This window comes from Plesiocystis pacifica SIR-1, from assembly GCF_000170895.1.
In the GTDB taxonomy this organism is placed as follows: Bacteria; Myxococcota_A; Polyangia; order Nannocystales; family Nannocystaceae; genus Plesiocystis; species Plesiocystis pacifica.
The window spans coordinates 31,822-51,881 of the sequence record NZ_ABCS01000024.1; the positions used below are offsets into that span (position 1 = coordinate 31,822).

The following is a 20,060-nucleotide window of genomic DNA, read 5'->3' on the forward strand; positions in this document are numbered from 1 at the left end:
TCTTTGTTAGGCTCCGCCCGTGAGCGTCCTGCCTGCCCAGCTCCTCCCCGACAACGCCAGCGTCACCGCCGACGGGCGCCTGCAGATCGCGGGCGTCGACATCCTCGAGCTCGCGCGCGAGTTCGGGACGCCGCTGTTCGTCCACGACGAGGACCACATCCGCGCGCGCTGTCGCCAGGCCCGGGAGGCCTTCCCCGACGGGGTCGCCTACGCGAGCAAGGCCTTCCTGTGCCGGGCCATCGCCGAGCTCGCCCACGAAGAGGGCATGCACATCGACGTCGCCTCGGGCGGCGAGATGCACCTCGCCCTGCAGGCGGGCGTGCCCGCCGACCGGCTGGTCCTGCACGGCAACAACAAGAGCACCGCCGAGCTGCGCTACGCCCTCGAGCAGCGCGTGCACCGGGTCGTGGTCGACTCCTTCGACGAGCTCGATCGCATCGAGGCCCTGGTCGCCGAGGGCCTGCCGGCGCCGCGCGTGCTCCTGCGCATCACCCCGGGGGTCAAGGCCAACACCCACGAGTTCATCCAGACCGGCCAGGACGACTCCAAGTTCGGCTTCGGCGTGCGGGTCGGCCACGCCGATCGGGCCATCGAGCGGGCCGCCGCGAGCCCGGCCATCGAGCTCGTCGGCCTCCACGCCCACGTCGGCAGCCAGGTGTTCGAGGTCGGCTCCTTCGAGAAGGTCGCCGAGGTCCTCGCCGGCATCTTCGCCCGCTTCCAGGCCAAGACCGGGCCCAACGCCCGGATGGAGGAGCTGTGCATCGGCGGCGGCCTCGGGGTCGCCTACGTCGAGGGCGAGGCGGACTGCGGCATCGTCGAGTGGGGCCAGGCCGTGCGCCGGGCCTGCGCCGCCGCGGGCATCTCGGCCAAGATCACCGCCGAGCCCGGCCGCTCGATCATCGCCAGCTCGGCGATCACCCTCTACACCGTGGGCACCATCAAGGACATCCCCGGCGTGCGCACCTACGTGTCCGTGGACGGGGGCATGAGCGACAACCCGCGCCCGGTGCTCTACGGCAGCGGCTACGAGACCTTCCTGCCCCGGGCGACCGACGCCGACCGGCCCAAGACCATCCGCCTCGTCGGCAAGCACTGCGAGTCCGGCGACCTGCTCGTGCGCGAGGGCCTGGTGCCCGCGGACATCCGCGTCGGCGACATCATCTCGACCCCGGTGACCGGGGCCTACGGCTACTCCCTGGGCTCCAACTACAACAAGGTGCCGCGCCCGGCGGTGGTGTTCGTCAAGGACGGGCAGGCCCGCCAGGTCATCCGCCGCGAGACCTGGGACGACCTGCTGCGCTTGGACTGCTGAGCTGGGGCAGGGGTAGTCTTCGCCCATGCCGGTCCCCGCCCACTGCGTCCACTACCTCGAGATCATCACGGACGACCCCGAGGGGACGGCGGACTTTTACGCGCGCGCCTACGGCTGGAGCTTCGCGCCCCCCGACGCCGCCTTGGGAGGCGCGCGCGTGGGGACCCTGGCCGACGGCTCGCTGTGTGGAGTCCGGGCGCCGATGCACGATCAAGAGCGGCTCCTCGTGCGGCCCTACCTGCGCGTCGACGACATCGACGCGGCGGTGGCGAAGGCCGTGGCGCTCGGGGCTCGCCTCGCTGTCGAGCCCATGCCGCTCCCTGGCCACGGCCGCATCGCCATCTTCTTCCTCGGGGAGATCGAGCAGGGCCTGTGGGAGGTCGGCGAGTAGCCGTCTCGGCCGGTCCGTTCTCGGCTATCGAAATCTAGAGGCGCTCGAGCGAGCCGTGACCGAGCGCCGCCGCTGCGAACCCGAGATCATCGCGCACCTCGGAGCCTCGGCCGCTGTATGGTGGGAGCTTGGATGCCGAGCTCAGGGCCGTCTCGCTGCGCCGGGGCAACACGCTTCCGGGCGGGGCCTCGCGCTGGCACCACTCGCTCTTGGTCCCTGGGCTGCGGGCCTACGCCGTCGAGTCGCGGGGCCTGACCCTCGAGAGCCGCGCGCTCGGGCCCACCACCCACGGCTACCTCGTCGAGGGCCGCCAGAGCCGGGCTCAGGTGACGATCGTGCGCGAGGGCGAGCTGCTTTATCGCCGAGGGGGCCGCAGCTACACCCTGGGGCCGGGGGATGTCGCCCTGGATCCCGAGATTCACTACGACGAGCGCTGGATGGGCGGGCGCTTTTGCGTGCTGATGCTCGACTACGACGCGCGCTGGGGGGAGGCCCCGCGCAGCTTCGAGCTCGGTCGGCTGTCGGCGATCGATCGCGGACGCACGCAGGCCATGGCGGCGGCGCTCGAGTCGGGGGTCGGCGGCGGCCCCCTCGACGGCCTGCTCGAGCTCTACCGGGGCCTCGGCGTGGGCCTGGCTCGCGGCCGGCGGTGGGAGCCCGAGCCGGCGCTTCAAGAGCTCGCCGGGGCCCTCGGCCCGTGGATGTCGCGGCTGGACGGGCAGCCGATGTGGTGTGACTTCGAGCGCGCGACGCAGAGCCCGGAGCGGACCTTGCGTCGTCGCCTCGGCGCGCTCTTGGAGCTCGTCGGGGGTGGCCGAGCCCTACCAGGGGCTGAGGCCGCTGCTCAAGGTCCACAGGCTGATGACGGCGGCGCTGTTGATGAGCGCGGCGAACACCAGCGTGGCCGAGGTCGCCGCGGCGGTCGGCTACGGCAGCGCCCGGGCCTACTGCAACGCGGCTCGGCGGGCGGGCTGGGCGACCCCGCGAGCGACCCGAGCGCGGACCCTCGGCTGAAGGGGCGGGCAGCGGGTGGCCGAAGCGATGCATTGCGAAGGTCCCGAGGGCCGCTCATCGTGGCGCGCATGTTTCGTTCCCGCTACGCGCGCCGCACCGCACTGAGTCATGGACGTGGGGCAGGGAGGGCGTGGCGTCGTCCACGACGGCTAGAGTCCCTGGGCTCGACAGCGTCCATCGCGCTGTTTGCCTCGCTCGTCGGGGGGTGCGGCATGGGCAGCCCTGACTGGGGCGACGGCTTGGCCGTGGAGTGTGGGCTGTACGAGGAAGACGCCCTGATCAACGCCAGCACCGTGGAGCGCCTGCCCGAGGGCGCGGTGGTCGAGGTCCCCGAGCTGCCCGAGCTCGACGACACCGTCAACGCCAGCGGCGTGTACATGACCGCGGCCTCGGCCTTGCCCCTCGCGCCCGGGCTCCAGACCCTGACCTTCAACGTCACCGTCGACGGGAAGTCGGCCTCGACGACCTGCTCCATCGATCGTCCGGTGTTCCCGGTCAGCGTCGAGCCGGTCGCGCGCACGACCGAGCCCTTCGCCCGCGCCGAGATCGTCTACGCCCTCAGCGGCGACGACGGCAGCTCCAGGAAGGCGCGCCTCGACGCCGCCCTGACCCCCGCGGGGCAGTTCGAGGTCAGCTTCAAGCCGTGGAAGCCCAAGTCCGTCGAGGTCAACGGCGCCGCCGCCGAGGTCGACGAGGGCGGCTACGTGCAGGTGCCCGTCGACGCCGCCGTCGGGGCCAAGGCCAGCTTTCGGGTGACCAACCTCGACGACCAGAGCGTGGACTTCGAGGTCGAGCTCGTCGAGCTCCAGCCCTGGGCCGACGACGACGTCGAGGCGCTGGCGAGCGGGGCCGAGGCGGGCTACGCGTGGGCGGCGAGCGGCCGGGATCCGGCGGCCGAGGAGGGCTCGATCAGCGCGCTGCTCGTCGAGCCGAGCGCCAAGAAGATCCTGCGCCACGTCGGGCCCATGCGGGCGCTGAGCGAGGTCGAGCGCGTCGCCGTGGTCGAGCGCGACGAGCTGACCGTGGATGTCTGCGAGTACAGCGGGGGGGCGAAGATCTGGCGCATCGCCGAGCGCGCCAAGATCACGCTCTTCGACGCCAAGACCGGAGCCAAGCTCGCCTCCAAGACCCTGCGCGGCAAGCCGTCGCGCTGCCCCAAGACGGCCGAGTTCACCGTGCTCGAGACCGACGAGAACGACCCCGGCGGGGCGGCCTTCGACCAGCGCCTCGAGGGCCCCATCGGCGAGGCCCTCGACGAGTGGTTCGACACCCACTCGCAGCGCTGACGCGCGCGCTCAGTTCTTGGCCCCGTCGCCGCTGACCGGGCCGCCGCCGAGGATCGTGAACTCGATGCGCCGGTTGTTGAAGCGGCCGGCCGAGGTGTCGTTGGTGTCGATGGGCTCGTCCGGGCCGGCGCCGCGGGTCTCGAGCCGGCTGCCGTCGACGCCGTTGTCGACGAGCCACTTCTTGACGGCCTCGGCCCGGCGCCGCGAGAGATCCATGTTGTGCTGGTAGCCGCCGCGGGAGTCGGTGTGGCCGCTGATCTCGACGCGCAGGTCGGGGAAGCGGTTGAGGACCTCGGCGGCCTGCTCGAGCTGCGGGATCGAGTCCTTGGTGATGGTGTCCTTGTCGGTCTCGAAGTTGACCCCCTGCATGATGCCGCTGAGCGAGGTCAGCTCCTCGGGCACCTCGTCGGGGCAGCCGTCGTCGTCGAGGAAGCCGTTGCGGTCCTCGGGCTCGTTGGGGCACTGGTCCTGGGGGTTGGGGACCTTGTCGTTGTCGTCGTCGGGGATGCAGACCGTGGGGCAGCCGCTGGGCGGGTCGCCGGGCACCTCCGGGCAGGCGTCGTCGCGGTCGCGCACGCCGTCGCCGTCGGCGTCGTTGAAGGTCGGGCGCGGCCGGTCGCGCTCGCGGCCGAGGGTGATCGACAGGCCGACGAGGATCTCGGGCGAGACGATCACGCCGTCCCCGACCCCGCGCTTGTTGCTGATGATGCCGCGGCCGTCGACGCGCAGCATCACGTAGCGGTTGATGAAGAACTTGAGGCCGCCGCCGAAGTGCAGGCCGATGTCGACCTCCGAGCCGACCGCGTCGCCGTTGCTGTCGACGCCGAGCACCCCGACGCCGAACAGGCCGAAGGGGGTGATGCTCCAGTTGCCGACCTGGCCCAGCAGGTGCGCGCGGGCGGTGTACATGGTCGCGGAGTTGGTCGGGCCGTCCTCGCCGAAGCCCACGCGCATGGGCATGGCCGCGCCCTCGGCCTCGGCGCCGAAGTGGCGCAGGGGCATGTAGGCGAAGCGCAGGCCGAAGTCGGGGCCGATCGGCGACCAGCGCCGGTAGCCGCGGTCGGGGGCGTCGGGGTTGTCCTGGAACAGCTCGAGGTCCGGGTGCGGGAAGATGACGCCGCCGAACAGCCCGACCTCGAACATGTTGGGCTCGGGGGCCCAGCGGTCGATCCACCTGTCGTTCTCGTTGCCGCGGGTCCGGGCCTTGCCCTCGGACTTGGCCGAGGCGCCGCCGCCGTCGACGGCCACGGACGCGCTGCCTTCGGCGGACGCGTCGGGGCCCTCGTCGGGGGGCGCGGCGTGGGCCGAGCTGGGCGCGAAGCCCAGGCCCACGGCGGTGGCGAGGATGCAGGAGAGGGACAGGGGGACGCTCGCAGAGCGGGGCATGGACGGTCTCGGAGGAGTGCGGGGAGAGGGAGGAGGCGCGCGGGGAGGGGAGTCGGCGGTTCGACTATTCGACGGCTTCGCAGTCGCAGTTCATCTCGATCACGATCTCGCCGTCTTGGATCGAGTCACAGGCCGCGCCGACGAGCTCGATCTGCAAGCTGCCGTTGAGCTGCCAGCCGTCGCTCTCGTCGTAGGGCACGGGCTCGTCGTTGATGGTGACCTGGCAAAAGTCGATGGCCTCGGGCAGCAGCGCGGTGTCGAGGTCGATGGTGCACTCGCGCACGCCAGCGATGATCTCCGAGAAGGCGTCGATGAGCGAGGCCTGATCGAGGGCCTGGTAGTAGACCGCGTCGCTGCCCCCCGGCTGCACGCCGGCGCCGGCGTTGGCCATGTCCTGGAGGTGGTCGGCGGAGATGCCGGATCCCACGGACACGATCACCGTGCGCACGCCCTGGGCGTAGGCGGCCTGGGCCGCGGCGACGGCCTCGGGCTGGCCCTCGTCGGGGTTGGGCTGCGCGCAGGTGTCGGGCTCGCCGTCCGTCGCCAGCACGATGACCTTCTCGCCGGGGTCGGGGTCCTGGGCGACGACGTCGGCGACGCTGGTCAACGCGGAGCCGGTGGGGGTGTCGCCCTCGGGCGCGGCCGACTGGTAGAGCGCGGTCATGTCGGCGAGGGCGTTCAGGGCCAGGGGCGTCGACTCGACCCGCGGGCACATGTCTCCGGGGTTGTCGTAGAGTGACAGGCCGAAGCGAATGTCGCCCTGCAGCGGCGCGACCACGCCGACGTCGGGGTCGAGGAGGGTGTCGCCCACGGCCTGCCAGCGCGAGATGCCGCCAAAGTCCTCGTCCATGGAGCCCGAGCGGTCGACGAGCAGGGTGATGTTGGGGGTCTGGGGGCTGAGCTCGACCTCGGCCACGGGGCACTCGAAGCCGTCGTCCTCCATGGCCTCGTCGCCGTTGTCGGTGGTGTCGGTCTCGGTCGGGCTGGTCTCGCCGACCTCGTCGGCGGCGGTCTCTTCCTCGGGGCAGAATTTTTGCCCGAGGCCGTCGTCGACGCAGGGCACGGCGCAGCCCGAGAGCGCCGCGAGGGGCAAGGCCGCGGCCGCCCACATCATCCAATCCCGAGTCCAAGTCATGTCTAGTAGTGTCCCGCGATCGCGGCTGCAGGGCACGGACAAACGCCGAGGAAATCTTGGCGTCGCAGCCTACGGGATGAGCGGGCTCGGGGACGGCCCTGGCGCGAGGCTCGGGAGGGTCTTGAGCCTTGTTGGCTTTGCCGAGCCCTGTCCTCGGGGTGGTGCTCTCGCGTCCGAGCGCGCATGCTCGGCCCATGACGACGAGTCGTGTTTCCGTGGATGGGTCGGCCTGTCGGCTGGGCGTTGGGGTCCTCGCGCTGGCGCTCGCGTCAGCGTGCACGCCCGCAGAAGACGGCGGGATCCCGCAGCCCACGGACGAGGGCGCGGCGTCGGAGGGCGAGCGCGACGACGAGGCGGGCACGGACACGACGACGGGCACCGACACGACCACGGATACGGACACGAGCAGCAGCTCGGACGGCTCCGGAGAGACCGGCGAAGAGAGCTCGGAAGACAGCGGCGAAGAGACCGGGCCGCTCGCTGGAGATTGCGACCACGCGCCGCCGCCCGGGTGGACGCAGGTCTGGTGTGACGACTTCGCCGAGGCCATCGATCCGGCGAACTGGTCCTTCGAGGTCGACGGCCTCGGCGGCGGCAACAACGAGCTGCAGTACTACACCGACCGCCCCGAGAACGCGCGCATCGAAGACGGCGCGCTGGTCATCGAGGCCCTCGAGGAGCAGTACACCGGCCCCGACGGAACCCGCGACTACACCTCGGCCCGCCTGCGCACCTTCCAGCTCGCGCAGTGGACCTACGGCCGCGTCGAGGCCCGCATCCGCCTCCCCAAGGGCCAGGGGCTGTGGCCGGCTTTTTGGATGTTGCCCACGGACTGGGTCTACGGCGGCTGGGCGGCGTCCGGCGAGATCGACATCATGGAGCTCGTCGGGCACGAGCCGGAGACGGTCTACGGCACCCTGCACTACGGCGGGGAGTGGCCGACCAACACCTCGAGCGCCAGCGTCCCGCCGGACTTTGGCAGCCACGGCTACAGCCTCGAGTCCGGCGACTTCTCCGAGGACTTCCACGTGTTTGCGATCGAGTGGGAGGAGACGCAGATCCGCTGGTACGTCGACGGGCAGCACGTCCAGACCCAGAGCCAGTGGTGGTCCGAGGCCGCGGACTACCCGGCGCCCTACGACCAGGACTTCCACCTCCTGCTCAACGTCGCCGTGGGCGGGACCTGGCCGGGGTCTCCAGACGAGACCACGGTCTTTCCTCAGCGCATGACCGTGGACTGGGTCCGGGTCTACGAGGCGGGCTGAGCTGGGCCGACGGGGACGTCGCCCGCGATGGTGACGCGCTCGAGCTCGCGGTGCGCCGGCCAGTAGTCGTTGACCGGGCGGTGGATGGTGCAGCGGTTGTCCCAAAAGGCGATCGCGTTGGGCGACCAGCGGAACCGGCAGGTGTGCTCGGGCTGCTCGAGGTGCTCGTAGAGGTAGGCGAGCAGGCTGTCGGACTCGCGCTCGGGCAGGTCGAGGATGTGGGTGGTGAACAGGCGGTTGACGAACAACCCGGGCTTGCCCGAGCGCGGGTGGACGCGGACCACCGGGTGGACCCGCGGCGGGTGGGCCTTGGCGGCGGCGCGCAGCCGGGGCGAGGCGTCGGGCTCGGCGAGGCTGTGGCGAAAGCCGTGGGTGAAGCTGTGCGCGGCGCGGAGACCCTCGAGGCGCCGCTTCATGGTGGGCGAGAGCGAGTCGTAGGCGGCGATGGTGCTGCCGAAGAGGGTGTCGCCGCCGCACTCGGTGAGGACCCGCGCGCGCAGGATGGAGCCCAGCGGCGGCGCCTCGAGGAAGGTCATGTCCGTGTGCCAGGTGTCGATCTTGGGCTCCTCGTCGGGGGTGACCCGGAGGATGTTGACCGCGTCGAAGCCCGGCACGCTCGGGAAGGAGGGGTGGGGCACGGGCTCCCCGAATGCCCGCGCGAGCGCCAGGTGATCGGCGGGCGAGATGTCCTGGTCGCGGAAGAAGAGCACGCCGTGGGCGAGCAGCGCGGCCTCGAGAAACTCGGACTGCTCGGCGCTCAGCGGGGCTCGGAGATCGACGCCGCGGACCTCGGCGCCGACGGGGGGCGTCAGGGGGTGGATGCTGGGCTGCATGGCGCGCGGAGTATGACGCGCGCGCTCGCTGGGGTCACGAATTTGGGTGGCAGCGCTCGCGCAGCTGGTCGCCGTAGCGGGCGATGCGTTTCGGCCCGAGGTCCGGGCAGGCCTCGAGCTCCGCGGCTCCGTGGGTGGCCAGCCAGTTCAGCGCCCGAGGCGGGAGCACGACCTGCATGGGCACCTCGCGGGCCTCGGCCTCGGCCCGGCGCCAATCCTTGAGCCGGCTGGCCCGGGACACCTGCGACGAGGGCGGGCGCTCGCGCTTGGGCTTGGGCGGGACCTCGGCGAGGGGGTCGCCGCCCTCGAGCCCGGCGGCGATGGCCGCGAGCAGGCCCTCGCCGTGGCTCTGGATGAAGCCCCGGCGCAGGCGCATGCGCTTTAATGCGGCGGCGTCCCGGGGTGCCCGGCGGGCGAGGTGGACGAGGGGTTCGTTGGCGATCAGCCGCCCCGGGGGGTGGTCGAGCTCGCGGCCCTTGTCCTCGCGCCAGCGGTAGATCGCGGCGAGCACGGGGAGGCGCTCGGCCGGGAGGTCGCGGGCGCCCTTGAGCTTCCACATCCGGCTGGGGTCGAAGGCGCTGCGGTGGGCCGGCGCCGCGGCGACGCTGGCGTTGGCGATGGCCAGCTCCTCGTCGAGGTCGGCGGCGCCGATGCGGGCCTCGAGCTCGCGGCCGACCCGGGGCAGGTGGACCACGTCGTCGAGGGCGTAGCGCAGGGCCTTGGCGTCGATGGGCCGGCGGCCCCAGTCGTGCTGCTTGTGGGCCTTGGGCAGCTTCTGCTCGCACACGGCCTCGACCACGGCGGCGTAGCCCGTGCGCGACCAGCCCAGGAAGCTCGCGGCCTGCTGGGTGTCGAACAGCCCGCCGAGCGCGATGCCGAAGTCGCGCTTGAGGCAGGCGACGTCGTACTCCCCGCCGTGGATCCACAGGCGCAGGCTCGGGCTGGCGAGGGGCTCGGCGAGGGCGGCGAGGGCCTCCGCTCGGGGCTCGCCGGAGTCGCCGGCGAGGGCCAGGGTGTCGACGAGGAAGAGCGCGCCGGCGACGTTGAGCTGGAGCAGGCAGACCCGCTCGCGGTAGGCGAACATCGAGTTCGACTCGCTGTCGAGGGCGACCCAGGCCGCGTCCCGCATGCGCTGGGCGAGGGCCGTGAGCTCCGCGTCGGTGCGCACCCAACTGTGCTCGGGGAGCTCGGTCATCGCGGCACCATAGCAGCCCCGGAGATCTGGGCAGCCCCCTCGAACAGCGCGCGCCGCTTGGCCAGGGCCGCCCACAGATGATCGGCCAGGGCGCGGACCCGGGCCGTGTCGCGCAGATCGGGGTGCCGCAGCAGCCACAGCGCGCTGGCCTTGGGCAGCAGGGGATCGAGGCGGCGCAGCTCGGGGTCCGCGTCGCCGACGAAGCAGGGCAAGATCCCCCGGCAGCTCGAGCAGCGGACCACCCGGTGCATGGCCGCGATGGTGTTGACGGCCAGCAGCACCGGGGCGTCGCCGTGCTCGCGCGCCCACCAGCGCGCGGCGGCGAGGCCCTCGAGGCCGCCGGTGAAGCGCGCCCAGGGCAGGGCGCCGTCGGCCTCGACCTCGACGCTGGCGCGGACGTAGGGGGCCCAGGCGACCGCGGCGATGCGCCGGCCGAGGGCGTCCTCCGGCGGCCGCGGGCTCGGGCGCAGGCGACGTCTGCCTCGCGCGCGGCCAGGTCGTAGAAGCGGTCAGCGAAGGACACCTGGAGGTCGATGGCCGGGTAGCGCCGGCGAAACTCGGCCAGGGGCTCGACGAGCAGGCCGACGAGGGTCTCGGGCGCGGTCAGGTGCACCGTGCCGGCTGGTGCGGCGTCGAGGCCCGCGACGGCTCGGAGCAGGTCGTCGACCCCATCTTCGAGGCGCTCGGCCAGGGGGCGCAGGGCTTCGCCAGCGGCGGTGGGTGTCAAGCCGGTGGGCGCACGCTCGAACAGGCGCGTGCCGAGGCTGCGCTCGAGCCCGGTCAGCCGGCGCTGCACCGTCGAGGTGTTGATCCCCAAGTGCGTCGCCGCAGCGGAGAGGGTCCCGGCCCGAGAGATGGCCAGGAACACCGGGATGTCGTCCCACTTGAGGGGGTTGTCGCTCGCGCCATGGCTTTGCATTTATGCAATTCCTCTTGGCAGAGTTTTCTATTTCGTGGCGAGGCTGCAAATCCTAGTCTTCGAATGTGCCCAGCCGAGGGCGCCACGGAGCCAGGTAAATGCGGGAATTCGAGCTTCAATCACCGATTCGAGTCGTCTTTGGGCCCGGCGCGGAGGCCCGGGCCGCGTCGGTGCTGGAAGAGCTCGGCGCAAAGCGCGTGCTGCTCTTGGCCCAAAGCCGGCACCGCGAAGGCGCCGAGCGCGTGGCGGCCGCGCTGGGCGAGCGTTCGGTCGGGATCTTCGACGGGGTGACTGTCCAGGTGCCCGAAGACGTCGCCGCCGCGGCCACACAGATGGCCAGGGAGCGGGACGCGGACTGGGTCGTCGCCCACGGTGGTGGGTCGGCGATCGGCGTCGCCAAGGCGGTCGCCCTCGAGCTCGAGGTCCGCGTCGGGGCCATCCCCACGACCTACGCCGGCTCCGAGCGCACGCCGATCTGGGGCCGGACTCGGGCGGGCATCAAGGAGACCGGACGCGACGAGCGGGTGCGGCCGCAGCTGGTGATCTACGACCCGAGCCTCGCCGCCGGCCTGCCCCAGGCGCTGTCCCTGCTCAGCCTGCTCAACGCCCTGGCCCACAGCGTCGAGACCCTCTACGCGGCCGAGGCGAGCGACGCGGCTCGAGACGCGGCGCGGGCCAGCTTGGCGCCGCTGCGCGCCGGCATGGAGGCCCTCGCCGCGGACCCGGGCGACCTCGACGGTCGGGCCGAGGCGCTCTACGGCGCGGCCCTGGCCGGGGAGGCCCTCGGCGGCGCGTCCATGGCCCTGCACCACAAGCTGGCCCACGTCCTCGGGGGCGAGCATGGTCTGCCCCACGCCCAGACCCACGCCGTGCTGCTGCCGCACACCTTGGCCTTCAACGGCCCCGAGGCGCCGGCCATGCTCGCGGCGATGCGCGAGGTCTTTGGCGACGATCCTGCGCGCTGGCTCGCCGAGCACATGCGCGCTTGGGGCCTGCCGACTTCCCTCGAGGCCCTGGGTCTCGGGCGGGCGGACCTGGGCCGGGTCGTCGCCCGGGCCGTCGAGGGAGCCGCGCGCTACCCCAACCCGCGGACCATCGACGCCGCGGGTCTGGGCGGGCTGCTCGACGACGCCTGGCACGGGCGCACGCCCATCGCCGAGCACGGGCGTCGCGTCCTCGCGGATCGATCTGGAGCGCACGCGGGTGTGCCCGCGACCCTCGCCGGGGCGCCGCTGGAGAGCGCGCGTCTGGCCGTGCTCGCCGTCCACGGCCGGGGCAGCAACGCCGATGCTTTCGTCGCCCAGCTGCGCAGCTTCGCGGGCGCCCACGAGGACGTCGCCTGGCTCGCGCCCCAGGCCCTCGCCAACAGCTGGTACCCCCACGGCTTCCAGGCGCCCTGGGTCGACAACCAGCCCCAGCTCGACGGCGCCCTCGCGGCCCTCGACGCCGCCTGGGCCGAGCTTCGCCGCGCGCTCCCGGCCGAGCGCATCGTGGTGGTCGGCTTCAGCCAGGGGGCGTGCCTGGCCCTGACCTGGCTCGAGGGGGCGCCCGCCGAGCTCCGGCCCAAGGCCGTGCTCGCGTTCAGCGGCGCGCCCACGCCGAGGCCCGAGGCCCTCGCGGTCGCCGATGGCTGGGCCAAGCTCCGCGGCGTGCCCGTGCACCTCGGCAAGAGCGAGGACGATCGCTGGGTCCCCTGCGAGCCCTTCGACGCCGCCGCCGAGGCCCTGCGCGCCGCCGGGGCCGAGCTCTCGGTCCACCGACGCCCCGGAGACCTCCACGCCATCCACGACTTCGATCGCCGCGCCCTCGTCAACCACCTCGACCCCCACCTCGAGCAAGCCACGCCCTGAAGCAGAGCCGAGCCATGACCGACCCCAACCAGACCCCGTCCTCCACCCCCGAGTACCAGATCGGCTACGGCAGCGCGCTGCGCAGCGAGGCCCGCCCCGGCGCGCTGCCGACCGATCAAAACGCGCCCAAGCGAGCGCCCTACGGCTTGTTCGCCGAGCAGATCAACGGCACGGGCTTCACCGTCGAGCGCGCCCACAACCTCCGCGTGTGGCTCTACCGCTTGCGCCCGGCGATCCACGATCGGCCCTTCGCGCGCATGACCGCCGGCGAGGCCCCGCCCCACTTCAGCGGCGACTTCAGCGAGGCGGTGAGCACCCCGGAGGTCCAGCGCTACCAGCCCCTCGCGCTCGCCAGCGGCGGCTCCACGGACTGGCTCGACGGCGTGCAGACCTTCGCCGGCGCCGGCGACCCGCGCATCCGCCGGGGCATGGCCATCCACCTGTTCACCGCCGACGCCGACATGCAGCGGGTGTTCGCCAACATCGACGGGGACCTGCTCTTGGCCCCGGAGCACGGCCGGCTGCACATCCGCACGGAGCTCGGCCGCCTCGAGGTCGGACCCGGCGAAGTCGCGATCTTGCCCCGCGGCATCCGCTTCCAGATCACCTTGCCCGAGGGCCCCGTGCGCGGCTTCGCCAGCGAGCTCTTCGACGGCCACTACCTCCTGCCCGAGCGCGGCCTGATCGGCGCCAACGGCCTGGCCGACGAGCGCCACTTCGAGGCCCCCGTGGCCGAGTACGAGGACGTCGCCGAGGACACGGTCATCGTCGTCAAGCAGGGCGGAGTGTTCTGGCAGACGACGGCGCCCAACAGCCCCTTCGACGTGGTCGCCTGGCACGGGAGCTACGCGCCCTTCAAGTACGACCTGCGCAAGTTCATGAGCTACGGCTCGGTGAGCTGGGACCACCCCGACCCTTCGGTGCTCACGGTCCTGACCTGCCCCATGGACGGCAACACCCGCGGCAGCGGACGCAACGCCGTCGACGTGGGCGTGTTCATGCCGCGCTGGGACCCGACCGAGCACACCTTCCGCCCGCCTTACTTCCACCGCAACAGCGCCATCGAATTCAACGCGGTGATCCAGACCCCGCGGACCAAGGGCGCCTACCCCTCGGGGGCGTTCAGCTTCACGCCCTACCTGACGCCCCACGGGGTCAGCCACGTCGGCCACGCCGCGGGGGTCGAGGCGCCGGACGAGCCGCGCAAGACCAGCACCGGGGACATCTGGCTACAGTTCGAGAGCACCTACTCCCTGGGTGTGCTTCCGCGCTGGCTCGGGAGCGAGCGTCGGGACGGGGAATTCCTCCAGAACTTCACGGGCTACGCCGAGGGCGAGCTGACGAGCTGAGGGCGTGGGGCAGCAGGGGGCTCTTTCTGGCCGACCCTCGGATTTGAGCGCGCTGTGGTCCTTTGGGGGGAAGCTTGGCATGCTCGCGGGGTGCGAAGCCTTCCCCTTGCGCCTGCTCTGAGCTCGCTCGCCCTCGCCGTCGCCCTGTCCGGTCTCGCCTGCTTCGAGGACACGCCGCCGCCGTCCGGGGGCGAGGGGACCGACGAGTCCGAGTCCACGTCCGAGGACGAAGCGAGCGCCGACGAAGACACGAGCGCGGGGACCGAGGTCGGGACCGAGTCGACGAGCGAGTCCGAGTCCGAGGAGTCGACGAGTGAGGCCGAGACGACCGAAGACGAATCGGCCGACACCGAGCCCGAGCCCGAGTGCGGCAACGGGGTGGTCGAGGACGGCGAGGCCTGCGACGACGGCCCCGAGCCGCCGCTGGCCGAGGGGGCGTGCAAGCCCGACTGCTCCGGGGTCATCGAGACCCGCCAGCTGCTCCTGGGCGAGGTGCTGAGCGACGGCGACCTGGGCAACAACCCCGTCGCCACCGTGGACGCCGCGTGCCCCGTGGGCTTCGAGGCGATGTTCGCCGACGGCGTGGCCCGGCGCGCGACCACGACCCCGTGGCAGAGCGCCGACCCCATCGACTGGCCCGTCCAACCCTACACCCGCTACGTCAACGACCAGGCCCAGGAGGTGTGGATCACCGACGCCGTCGCGCTCATCGGGGTCCGCGACGGGGCCCACGTGCCGATCACCAACATCATCGCCAGCAACGGCCGCTGCGACCCGTTTTGCATCTCTCGGGACATGGTCTCGGGGCTCAAGGACGACGGCACCACGCTGACCAGCGACAATTGCAACGGCTGGTCCGAGGGCGGCATCGGGACCCAGGGCAGCGTCGGCGACTTCGAGACCGGCGAGTACGTCACCGGGACCGTGGCCTGCAACTTCAACGTCGACCTGCTCATCGACACCTACCGCCCGGTCTGCGTGGAGCAGTGAGGCGGCCGAGGTGGACCGGCTGGGCTAGCCCTCGGCGTTGGCGAACCAGCCCGCGAGCTCCTGCCGGAGCGTGCGCTTGAGGAACTTGCCCGTGGCCCCGCGCGGGATCTGCTCGCGGTGGGCGTAGCCCTCGGGCAGCCACCACCTCTCGAAGCGCTCGGCGAGGTAGGCCGTGAGCGCGGCGTCGTCGAGGGTCTTGCCCTCCTTGGCGACCACGACCGCGACGGGGCGCTCGGACCACTTGGGGTGGGGCACGGCGACGACGGCGGCCTCGGCCACGTCGGGGTGGCCCATGAGCGCGTTCTCGAGGGCCACGGAGCTGATCCACTCGCCGCCGGACTTGACCAGGTCCTTGGTCCGGTCGGTGATCTGCATGGAGCCCTCGGCGTTCATGGTCACCACGTCGCCGGTGCGGAACCAGCCGTCCTCGGTCCACTTGTCCTGGGCGTCGACGCCCCCGTGGTAGCTGCCGGCGATCCACGGCCCGCGGACCTGCAGCTCGCCCATGTGCACGCCGTCCCAGGCGACCTCCCTGCCCTCGTCGTCGACGATGCGCATCTCGACGAAGGGCGGCGGGGTGCCCTGGCGGGCGCGGATCTTCAGCTGCTCCTCTTTGGGAAGCTCGAGCTGGTGGGGGCGCAGGCGGGACACCGAGCCCAGGGGCGTGGTCTCGGTCATGCCCCAGGCGTGGATCACCGTCATGCCCATCTGATCCATGGTGTCGATCATCGACTCCGGGGCCGCCGAGCCGCCCACGACCATGCGCAGGCCGGGCTGCAGCGCCCACTTGTCGGGGTTGGCCCCGACCAGCTTCATGATGCCCATCCAGATCGTCGGCACGCCCGCGGACACGGTGACCTTCTCCTTGGCGTAGAGGTCGAGCAGCGCGTCGGGGGCCAGGTGCGGGCCGGGGTGGACCTGCTTGGCGCCGACCATGGTCGCCGTGAACGGCAGGCCCCAGGCGTTGACGTGGAACATGGGCACCACCGGGCACAGGCAGTCGCTGATCGACAGGTTGAGGCTGTCGGGCAGGGCCGAGGCGAAGCTGTGCAGGATGGTCGCGCGGTGGCTGTAGACCACGCCCTTGGGCCGACCGGTGGTCCCGGAGGTGTAGCACATGCCGATCGGATCGTTCTCGTCGACGGGCGGGGACTGCCAGCCGTCGAGCTCGGCGCTCCCGGCCTCAATCAGGGACTCGAAGTCGGCGCCCTTGCCCCCCTCACCCGTGAGCGTGTCGGGGAGCTCGGCGGGGGTCCAGCGGACCACGAACACCTTCTCGAAGGGCAGCTCGCCGCCGAACTTGGCGAGCAGGGGCAAGAGCACGTCGTCGATGACGAGGTAGCGGTCGCCGGCGTCCTGGACGATGTGGCCCAGATCCTCGGGCGACAGGCGCAGGTTGAGGGTGTGGTAGATGCCGCCGGCCATGGGCACGCCGAAGTACACCTCCATGTGCGCGTGGTGGTTCCACATCAAGGTCGCGACCCGGTCGCCCTTTTGCAGGCCCGCGTCGAGCAGGCCCTTGGCGAGGGCCCGGCTGCGCCGGCGCAGGTCGGCGTAGGTGTGCCGCCGCAGGGACTTGTCCGGGGCCTGGCTGACGACCTCGACCTCGGGGAAGAGCTGGGCCGCGCGGTCGAGGAGGTGGTTGGTCGTCAGCGGGAAGTTCATCATCGTGGCGTGCATGGGCGAGCTCCTATTCCTCTCGGGTGTGGGCGGTGAGGGGAGGGCATGATGCCACGGGCGCGCCCCAAACGCGGAGGAGCCCGGCCGGGTCGGCTCGGGCTCCTCGCGGGTCTCGTGGTCCTTGGATCGCTCGACTCGCTCGACCCAGGGCTCGCTATCGCTGCGGGCTTTACTGGGGATTGGGGATGCACTCGACGTCGCCAAAGGGCGCCGCCAGGTTGTCGCAGTTGCCCGTCAGCACGTCCGAGGCCTCGAGGGTCACCTGGCCGGTGTCGACGTCGACGGAGTAGAGCGAGCTGCCGTCGCCCGAGATGCCGCAGGCGTAGAGCTTGTCCTCGCTGGGGTGGAACTCGATGCCCACGGAGCCAAAGTTGTCGTCCATGGCGATGGAGCCGAGCTCGCTCGCGTCGTCGCCGTTGAAGGTGTAGAGGCGGTCGTCGCTGGCGTTGATGCCGTAGAGCACGTTGTCCAGGGGGTCGGACCAGGTCAGCCCGGTCGCGCCCCAGTCGCCCGGCAGCGGGTTGAGCACGACGGACGCGGCGGTGTTGGGGTCGATGTCGAGGATCACGTCCTGGTTGGAGGACGAGCCGAACATGTTCTGCAGCTCGTTGGAGGTGATGCCGTTGACCCCGGTGAAGCCGCTGTACTGACCGACCTCGGTGCCCTCGCAGGTGCAGGGGTCGATGAGCAGCATGGTGTCGCCGGTGGTGCTCTTGCCGACGGAGGCGTAGAGCTGGTTGCTGTTGAAGGTCAGCGAGGTGAAGTTGGCGTTGGCCGGGATGCCCTCGGGCAGGATGAGGTCCTCGCAGATCACCGTGGTCGTGCCGACGTCGCCCTCGACGGTGCTGATCTGCAGGAGCTGGTCGATGTTGTCGCCGAACTCGTCGACGGTGAGGATCCACGGCGCGAACTCCTCCCCGCCGGTCTCGGTGTCGGTCTCCGTCTCGGTGCCGGTGTCGGTGTCGGTCTCGGTGCCGGTGCCGGTGCCGGTGTCGGTGTCGGTGCTCGTCTCGGTGCCGGTGTCGGTCTCGGTGCCGGTGGTGTCGGTGCTGGTGTCGGTGCCGGTGGTGTCGGTGCTCGTGTCGGTGTCGGTGCTCGTGTCCGTCTCGGACGACTCGGAGCCGCTGCCGGACTCGGACTCGCTGCCGGACTCGGACTCGCTGCTCGACTCGGCGTCCGTGCTGTCCGAGGCGGTCTCGCCGACCTCGTCGGCGCCGCCGTCGGCGTCGTCATCCCCGCAAGCCATGGGCGCGAGGCTGAGGCCGAGAATGGCCGCGCCTCGCATTACGTTTAGTGAAAAGCCGGTGCTTCGCATCACCGACAGTAGAGCGGTGAACCATGGTGCGCGCAACTCGAACAGACGTGATCGTCGCCCCATGGCGCCGTGTGAAGGCGTTTTGGGGCTGACCCCACGGTCGGGCCGATCCCTGGGCAGAGCCCGTGCAGCTGGCGCCTCGTGCAAGGTCGCCCGCGAGGCGTCGACAGCCGTCAGCCCATGCGCTGCTGGAAGTAGAGCTCTTCGATGGCCGAGACCTTGTCGGCCTCGCCCGCGTGCTTGTCGGAGCGAATCGCGACCAGCTTCGGATCGCGCAGCTTGAGCTCCTTGGTCACGTTGTCCTTCACGATGCCCTCGAAGCGCACGACCACGACGATGTGCGGGCGCAGCTCGACGCCCGGGCGCACGCCAGAGGAGCTCTGCCGCTCGACCCGCTTCCCGGTCATCAGGCCGTTGCGCATGATCTCGGCTTGGATCTCGCGGTCGCGGTGGACGTCGACGCCGGCCACGTCGCCCACGTCGACGAAGCCCCCGTCGGCCGTGCGTGCGCCGATCGCGAAGCTTCCGAACATGCCGGCCTTTTGCTTGGTGGTGACGGAGAAGATGCCCTGCAAGAGCACCAAGTCGAGGGTGATCTCGGGCTTGCGCTTGAGCCAGTTGGGGTCGCGGCGGGCGAGGGCGTAGACCCCGTCGAGGTCCTTGGTGATGATGCCCTCGTGGCCCTGGTTGCGGAAGTATTGGTAGAGACGATTGACGTCGTTCTTGTTGTTGGCCAGCTGCCCCTCGGCGATCTCGAGGGGGATGGGCAGGGGCCAGTTGGTCGCCGGGCCGAGGAAGCTTTGCAGGGCCTGGCGGCGCTGGCGTAGCTGCAGCTGGGTGAGGTCCTGGCCGTTGAGGTACACGAGATCGAAAGCCGCGTACTTGAGGTTGACCGGGCGCTGGACGACCTCGCCGGACAGGCTCGCGTAGACCTCGTAGACCGTGGCCGGGCGCGGGCCGTCGAGGTCGAGGACCGTGCCGTGCAGCTCGCCGTCGATGATCACGTCGCGGCAGGGCAGGTTGGTGATGGTCTGGCGCATGCCCCGGATCTGCTCGAGCCAGTCCTTGCGCCCGCGGGTATAGGCGGCGCACAGCACCGAGCCGTGGGCGTCGCTGGACTTGTGCAGCATCATCCGGATGCCGTCGTACTTGCGCTCGACCCACGCGGGGTACTTCTTGACGCCGTCGGTGCTGCCGCTGGCCAGGGCCGGCTTGATGGCCACGAGGGGCTGGAGCCGGACCTCGCGCAGGCCCTCGGCGCCCTTGGTCGCGAGGGTGTTGGCGACGGCGAAGGGGTCGCTCAGGGCGATGGCGTGCTGCACCGCCTCGGGCTCGACGTCGTAGTAGGTCGCCAGGGCCTTGGCGATCACGGCGCCCTCGTACTCGAAGCCAAAGTCGGCCTTGCGCAGGATCAGCCGGGCGAGGAAGTAGGCCTCGACCTTGCCCATGCGCGTGAGCAGGGAGCGGAGCAGCTCGAATTTTTTGCTCCGGACCGCGTCGGGCAGGAACTCGAGGGTCAGCAGGACCTCGCCGGCGGTCAGCGGGGTCTCGCCCTTGAGCTCGCGGCGAGACTCGGCGAACAGCACCCCGACGTCGCCGACTTGGGTCAGGCGGTCGAGCATCTGGCGGCGGGTCTTCATGTCGACCTGCATCAGCAGGCGGACCAGGCTGTCGCGCTTGAAGGTGCTGGTCCGGCCGACGAACACGTCGCCGACCAGGCAGCCGATCTTTTGCACCGCCGACAGGCCGATGTCCTTGTCGAGGAAGGACTCGACCAGGGCCGCGCGCCCGGCCGTGTCCGGGGGCGGGCTGATCTGCAGCTGAAACAGGCGCGCGCCCTTCTCAGGGTGCATGCGCATCAGCGGGATGAACAGGCCGCGGCACAGGGAGTAAAAGGGGATGGTCTCGAGCTCGGACAGCGATCGCCCTCGCTCGGACAGGCGGCTGACGCAGAACTGGACGTGCAGCGGCAGGCCGAGGGTCTGCTCCATGTAGGCCGCGCCGGGGCGGTGGCTGCCCAGGGCGCCGGTGAGCTGCTCGAGGTTGTCGCCGGAGTGGAACCAGCGGCGGACGGTGGCATCGTCGACGATGTGCACGGCCGGGCGAGGGTAGCAGCTTTGGGGCCGCTCCTGGGCTGGGG

The 20,060-nt window shown here is 71.5% G+C and carries 15 protein-coding genes and 1 pseudogene; 7 read left to right on the plus strand and 9 right to left on the minus strand.

The features are described 5' to 3' along the window. Positions 1 to 19: 19 nt before the first annotated feature. From lysA to PPSIR1_RS47840, 3 genes are all read left to right on the plus strand, one after another. The gene (lysA, locus tag PPSIR1_RS14645) at positions 20 to 1,312 is read left to right on the plus strand and encodes a diaminopimelate decarboxylase (RefSeq protein WP_006971854.1); all 1,293 of its coding nucleotides are present in this window, start codon (positions 20 to 22) and stop codon (positions 1,310 to 1,312) included. A gap of 25 nt (positions 1,313 to 1,337) precedes the next feature. Next, positions 1,338 to 1,703 (plus strand): VOC family protein, encoded by a 366-nt coding sequence (locus PPSIR1_RS14650; RefSeq protein WP_006971855.1) that lies wholly within the window; start codon positions 1,338 to 1,340, stop codon positions 1,701 to 1,703. 128 nt (positions 1,704 to 1,831) lie between these two features. After that, positions 1,832 to 4,003 carry a hypothetical protein gene (locus tag PPSIR1_RS47840; RefSeq protein ID WP_157595556.1) on the plus strand — a complete coding sequence of 724 codons (2,172 nt, stop codon included), beginning with the start codon at positions 1,832 to 1,834 and terminating at the stop codon, positions 4,001 to 4,003. Positions 4,004 to 4,012: 9 nt separating this feature from the next. On the opposite strand, the gene PPSIR1_RS14665 is transcribed toward PPSIR1_RS47840, so the two are convergent. Beyond that, positions 4,013 to 5,389: an OmpA family protein gene (locus PPSIR1_RS14665; RefSeq protein WP_006971858.1), complete on the minus strand. Its 1,377-nt coding sequence runs from the start codon at positions 5,387 to 5,389 to the stop codon at positions 4,013 to 4,015. 64 nt (positions 5,390 to 5,453) lie between these two features. Next, on the minus strand, positions 5,454 to 6,524 hold the full coding sequence (locus PPSIR1_RS14670) for a vWA domain-containing protein (RefSeq protein ID WP_086001333.1): 1,071 nt from the start codon (positions 6,522 to 6,524) through the stop codon (positions 5,454 to 5,456). Positions 6,525 to 6,739: 215 nt separating this feature from the next. On the opposite strand from PPSIR1_RS14670, the gene PPSIR1_RS14675 reads away from it, so the two are divergent. Beyond that, positions 6,740 to 7,789: a glycoside hydrolase family 16 protein gene (locus tag PPSIR1_RS14675; protein ID WP_006971860.1), complete on the plus strand. Its 1,050-nt coding sequence runs from the start codon at positions 6,740 to 6,742 to the stop codon at positions 7,787 to 7,789. On the opposite strand, the gene PPSIR1_RS14680 is transcribed toward PPSIR1_RS14675, so the two are convergent. From PPSIR1_RS14680 to PPSIR1_RS51220, 4 genes and pseudogenes are all read right to left on the minus strand, one after another. Continuing rightward, positions 7,774 to 8,622: a TauD/TfdA dioxygenase family protein gene (locus PPSIR1_RS14680; RefSeq protein ID WP_006971861.1), complete on the minus strand. Its 849-nt coding sequence runs from the start codon at positions 8,620 to 8,622 to the stop codon at positions 7,774 to 7,776. The two genes, PPSIR1_RS14675 and PPSIR1_RS14680, sit on opposite strands and share 16 nt — an antisense overlap. A gap of 34 nt (positions 8,623 to 8,656) precedes the next feature. Further along, entirely contained in the window at positions 8,657 to 9,817 is a 1,161-nt protein-coding gene (locus tag PPSIR1_RS14685) for an HRDC domain-containing protein (RefSeq protein WP_006971862.1), read from the minus strand. After that, positions 9,814 to 10,098 (minus strand): hypothetical protein, encoded by a 285-nt coding sequence (locus PPSIR1_RS42725; RefSeq protein ID WP_006971863.1) that lies wholly within the window; start codon positions 10,096 to 10,098, stop codon positions 9,814 to 9,816. Before PPSIR1_RS42725 ends, PPSIR1_RS14685 begins: the two co-directional genes overlap by 4 nt. A gap of 434 nt (positions 10,099 to 10,532) precedes the next feature. Beyond that, positions 10,533 to 10,736 (minus strand): annotated as a pseudogene (locus PPSIR1_RS51220) (LysR family transcriptional regulator); the annotation flags it as partial. Between the two features lie 98 nt (positions 10,737 to 10,834). Between PPSIR1_RS51220 and PPSIR1_RS42730 the strand changes: the two are divergent. The 3 genes from PPSIR1_RS42730 (at position 10,835) to PPSIR1_RS14705 (ending at position 14,925) form a co-directional block, all read left to right on the plus strand. Continuing rightward, complete coding sequence (locus PPSIR1_RS42730; RefSeq protein ID WP_086001335.1) at positions 10,835 to 12,586, plus strand: iron-containing alcohol dehydrogenase; 1,752 nt, start codon at positions 10,835 to 10,837, stop codon at positions 12,584 to 12,586. A 14-nt stretch (positions 12,587 to 12,600) separates the two neighbouring features. Continuing rightward, entirely contained in the window at positions 12,601 to 13,935 is a 1,335-nt protein-coding gene (locus PPSIR1_RS14700) for a homogentisate 1,2-dioxygenase (protein WP_006971865.1), read from the plus strand. A gap of 90 nt (positions 13,936 to 14,025) precedes the next feature. Then, positions 14,026 to 14,925 carry a DUF1554 domain-containing protein gene (locus tag PPSIR1_RS14705; RefSeq protein ID WP_006971866.1) on the plus strand — a complete coding sequence of 300 codons (900 nt, stop codon included), beginning with the start codon at positions 14,026 to 14,028 and terminating at the stop codon, positions 14,923 to 14,925. A 24-nt stretch (positions 14,926 to 14,949) separates the two neighbouring features. Here PPSIR1_RS14705 and PPSIR1_RS14710 read toward each other — a convergent pair whose 3' ends face one another. From PPSIR1_RS14710 to PPSIR1_RS14720, 3 genes are all read right to left on the minus strand, one after another. Continuing rightward, the gene (locus PPSIR1_RS14710) at positions 14,950 to 16,605 is read right to left on the minus strand and encodes a long-chain fatty acid--CoA ligase (RefSeq protein ID WP_006971867.1); all 1,656 of its coding nucleotides are present in this window, start codon (positions 16,603 to 16,605) and stop codon (positions 14,950 to 14,952) included. A 169-nt stretch (positions 16,606 to 16,774) separates the two neighbouring features. Continuing rightward, a complete protein-coding gene (locus PPSIR1_RS14715; RefSeq protein ID WP_157595557.1) occupies positions 16,775 to 17,851 on the minus strand; it encodes a hypothetical protein in 1,077 nt (358 codons plus the stop codon). A 242-nt stretch (positions 17,852 to 18,093) separates the two neighbouring features. Then, complete coding sequence (locus tag PPSIR1_RS14720; RefSeq protein WP_006971869.1) at positions 18,094 to 20,016, minus strand: ATP-dependent DNA ligase; 1,923 nt, start codon at positions 20,014 to 20,016, stop codon at positions 18,094 to 18,096. Positions 20,017 to 20,060 lie beyond the last annotated feature (44 nt).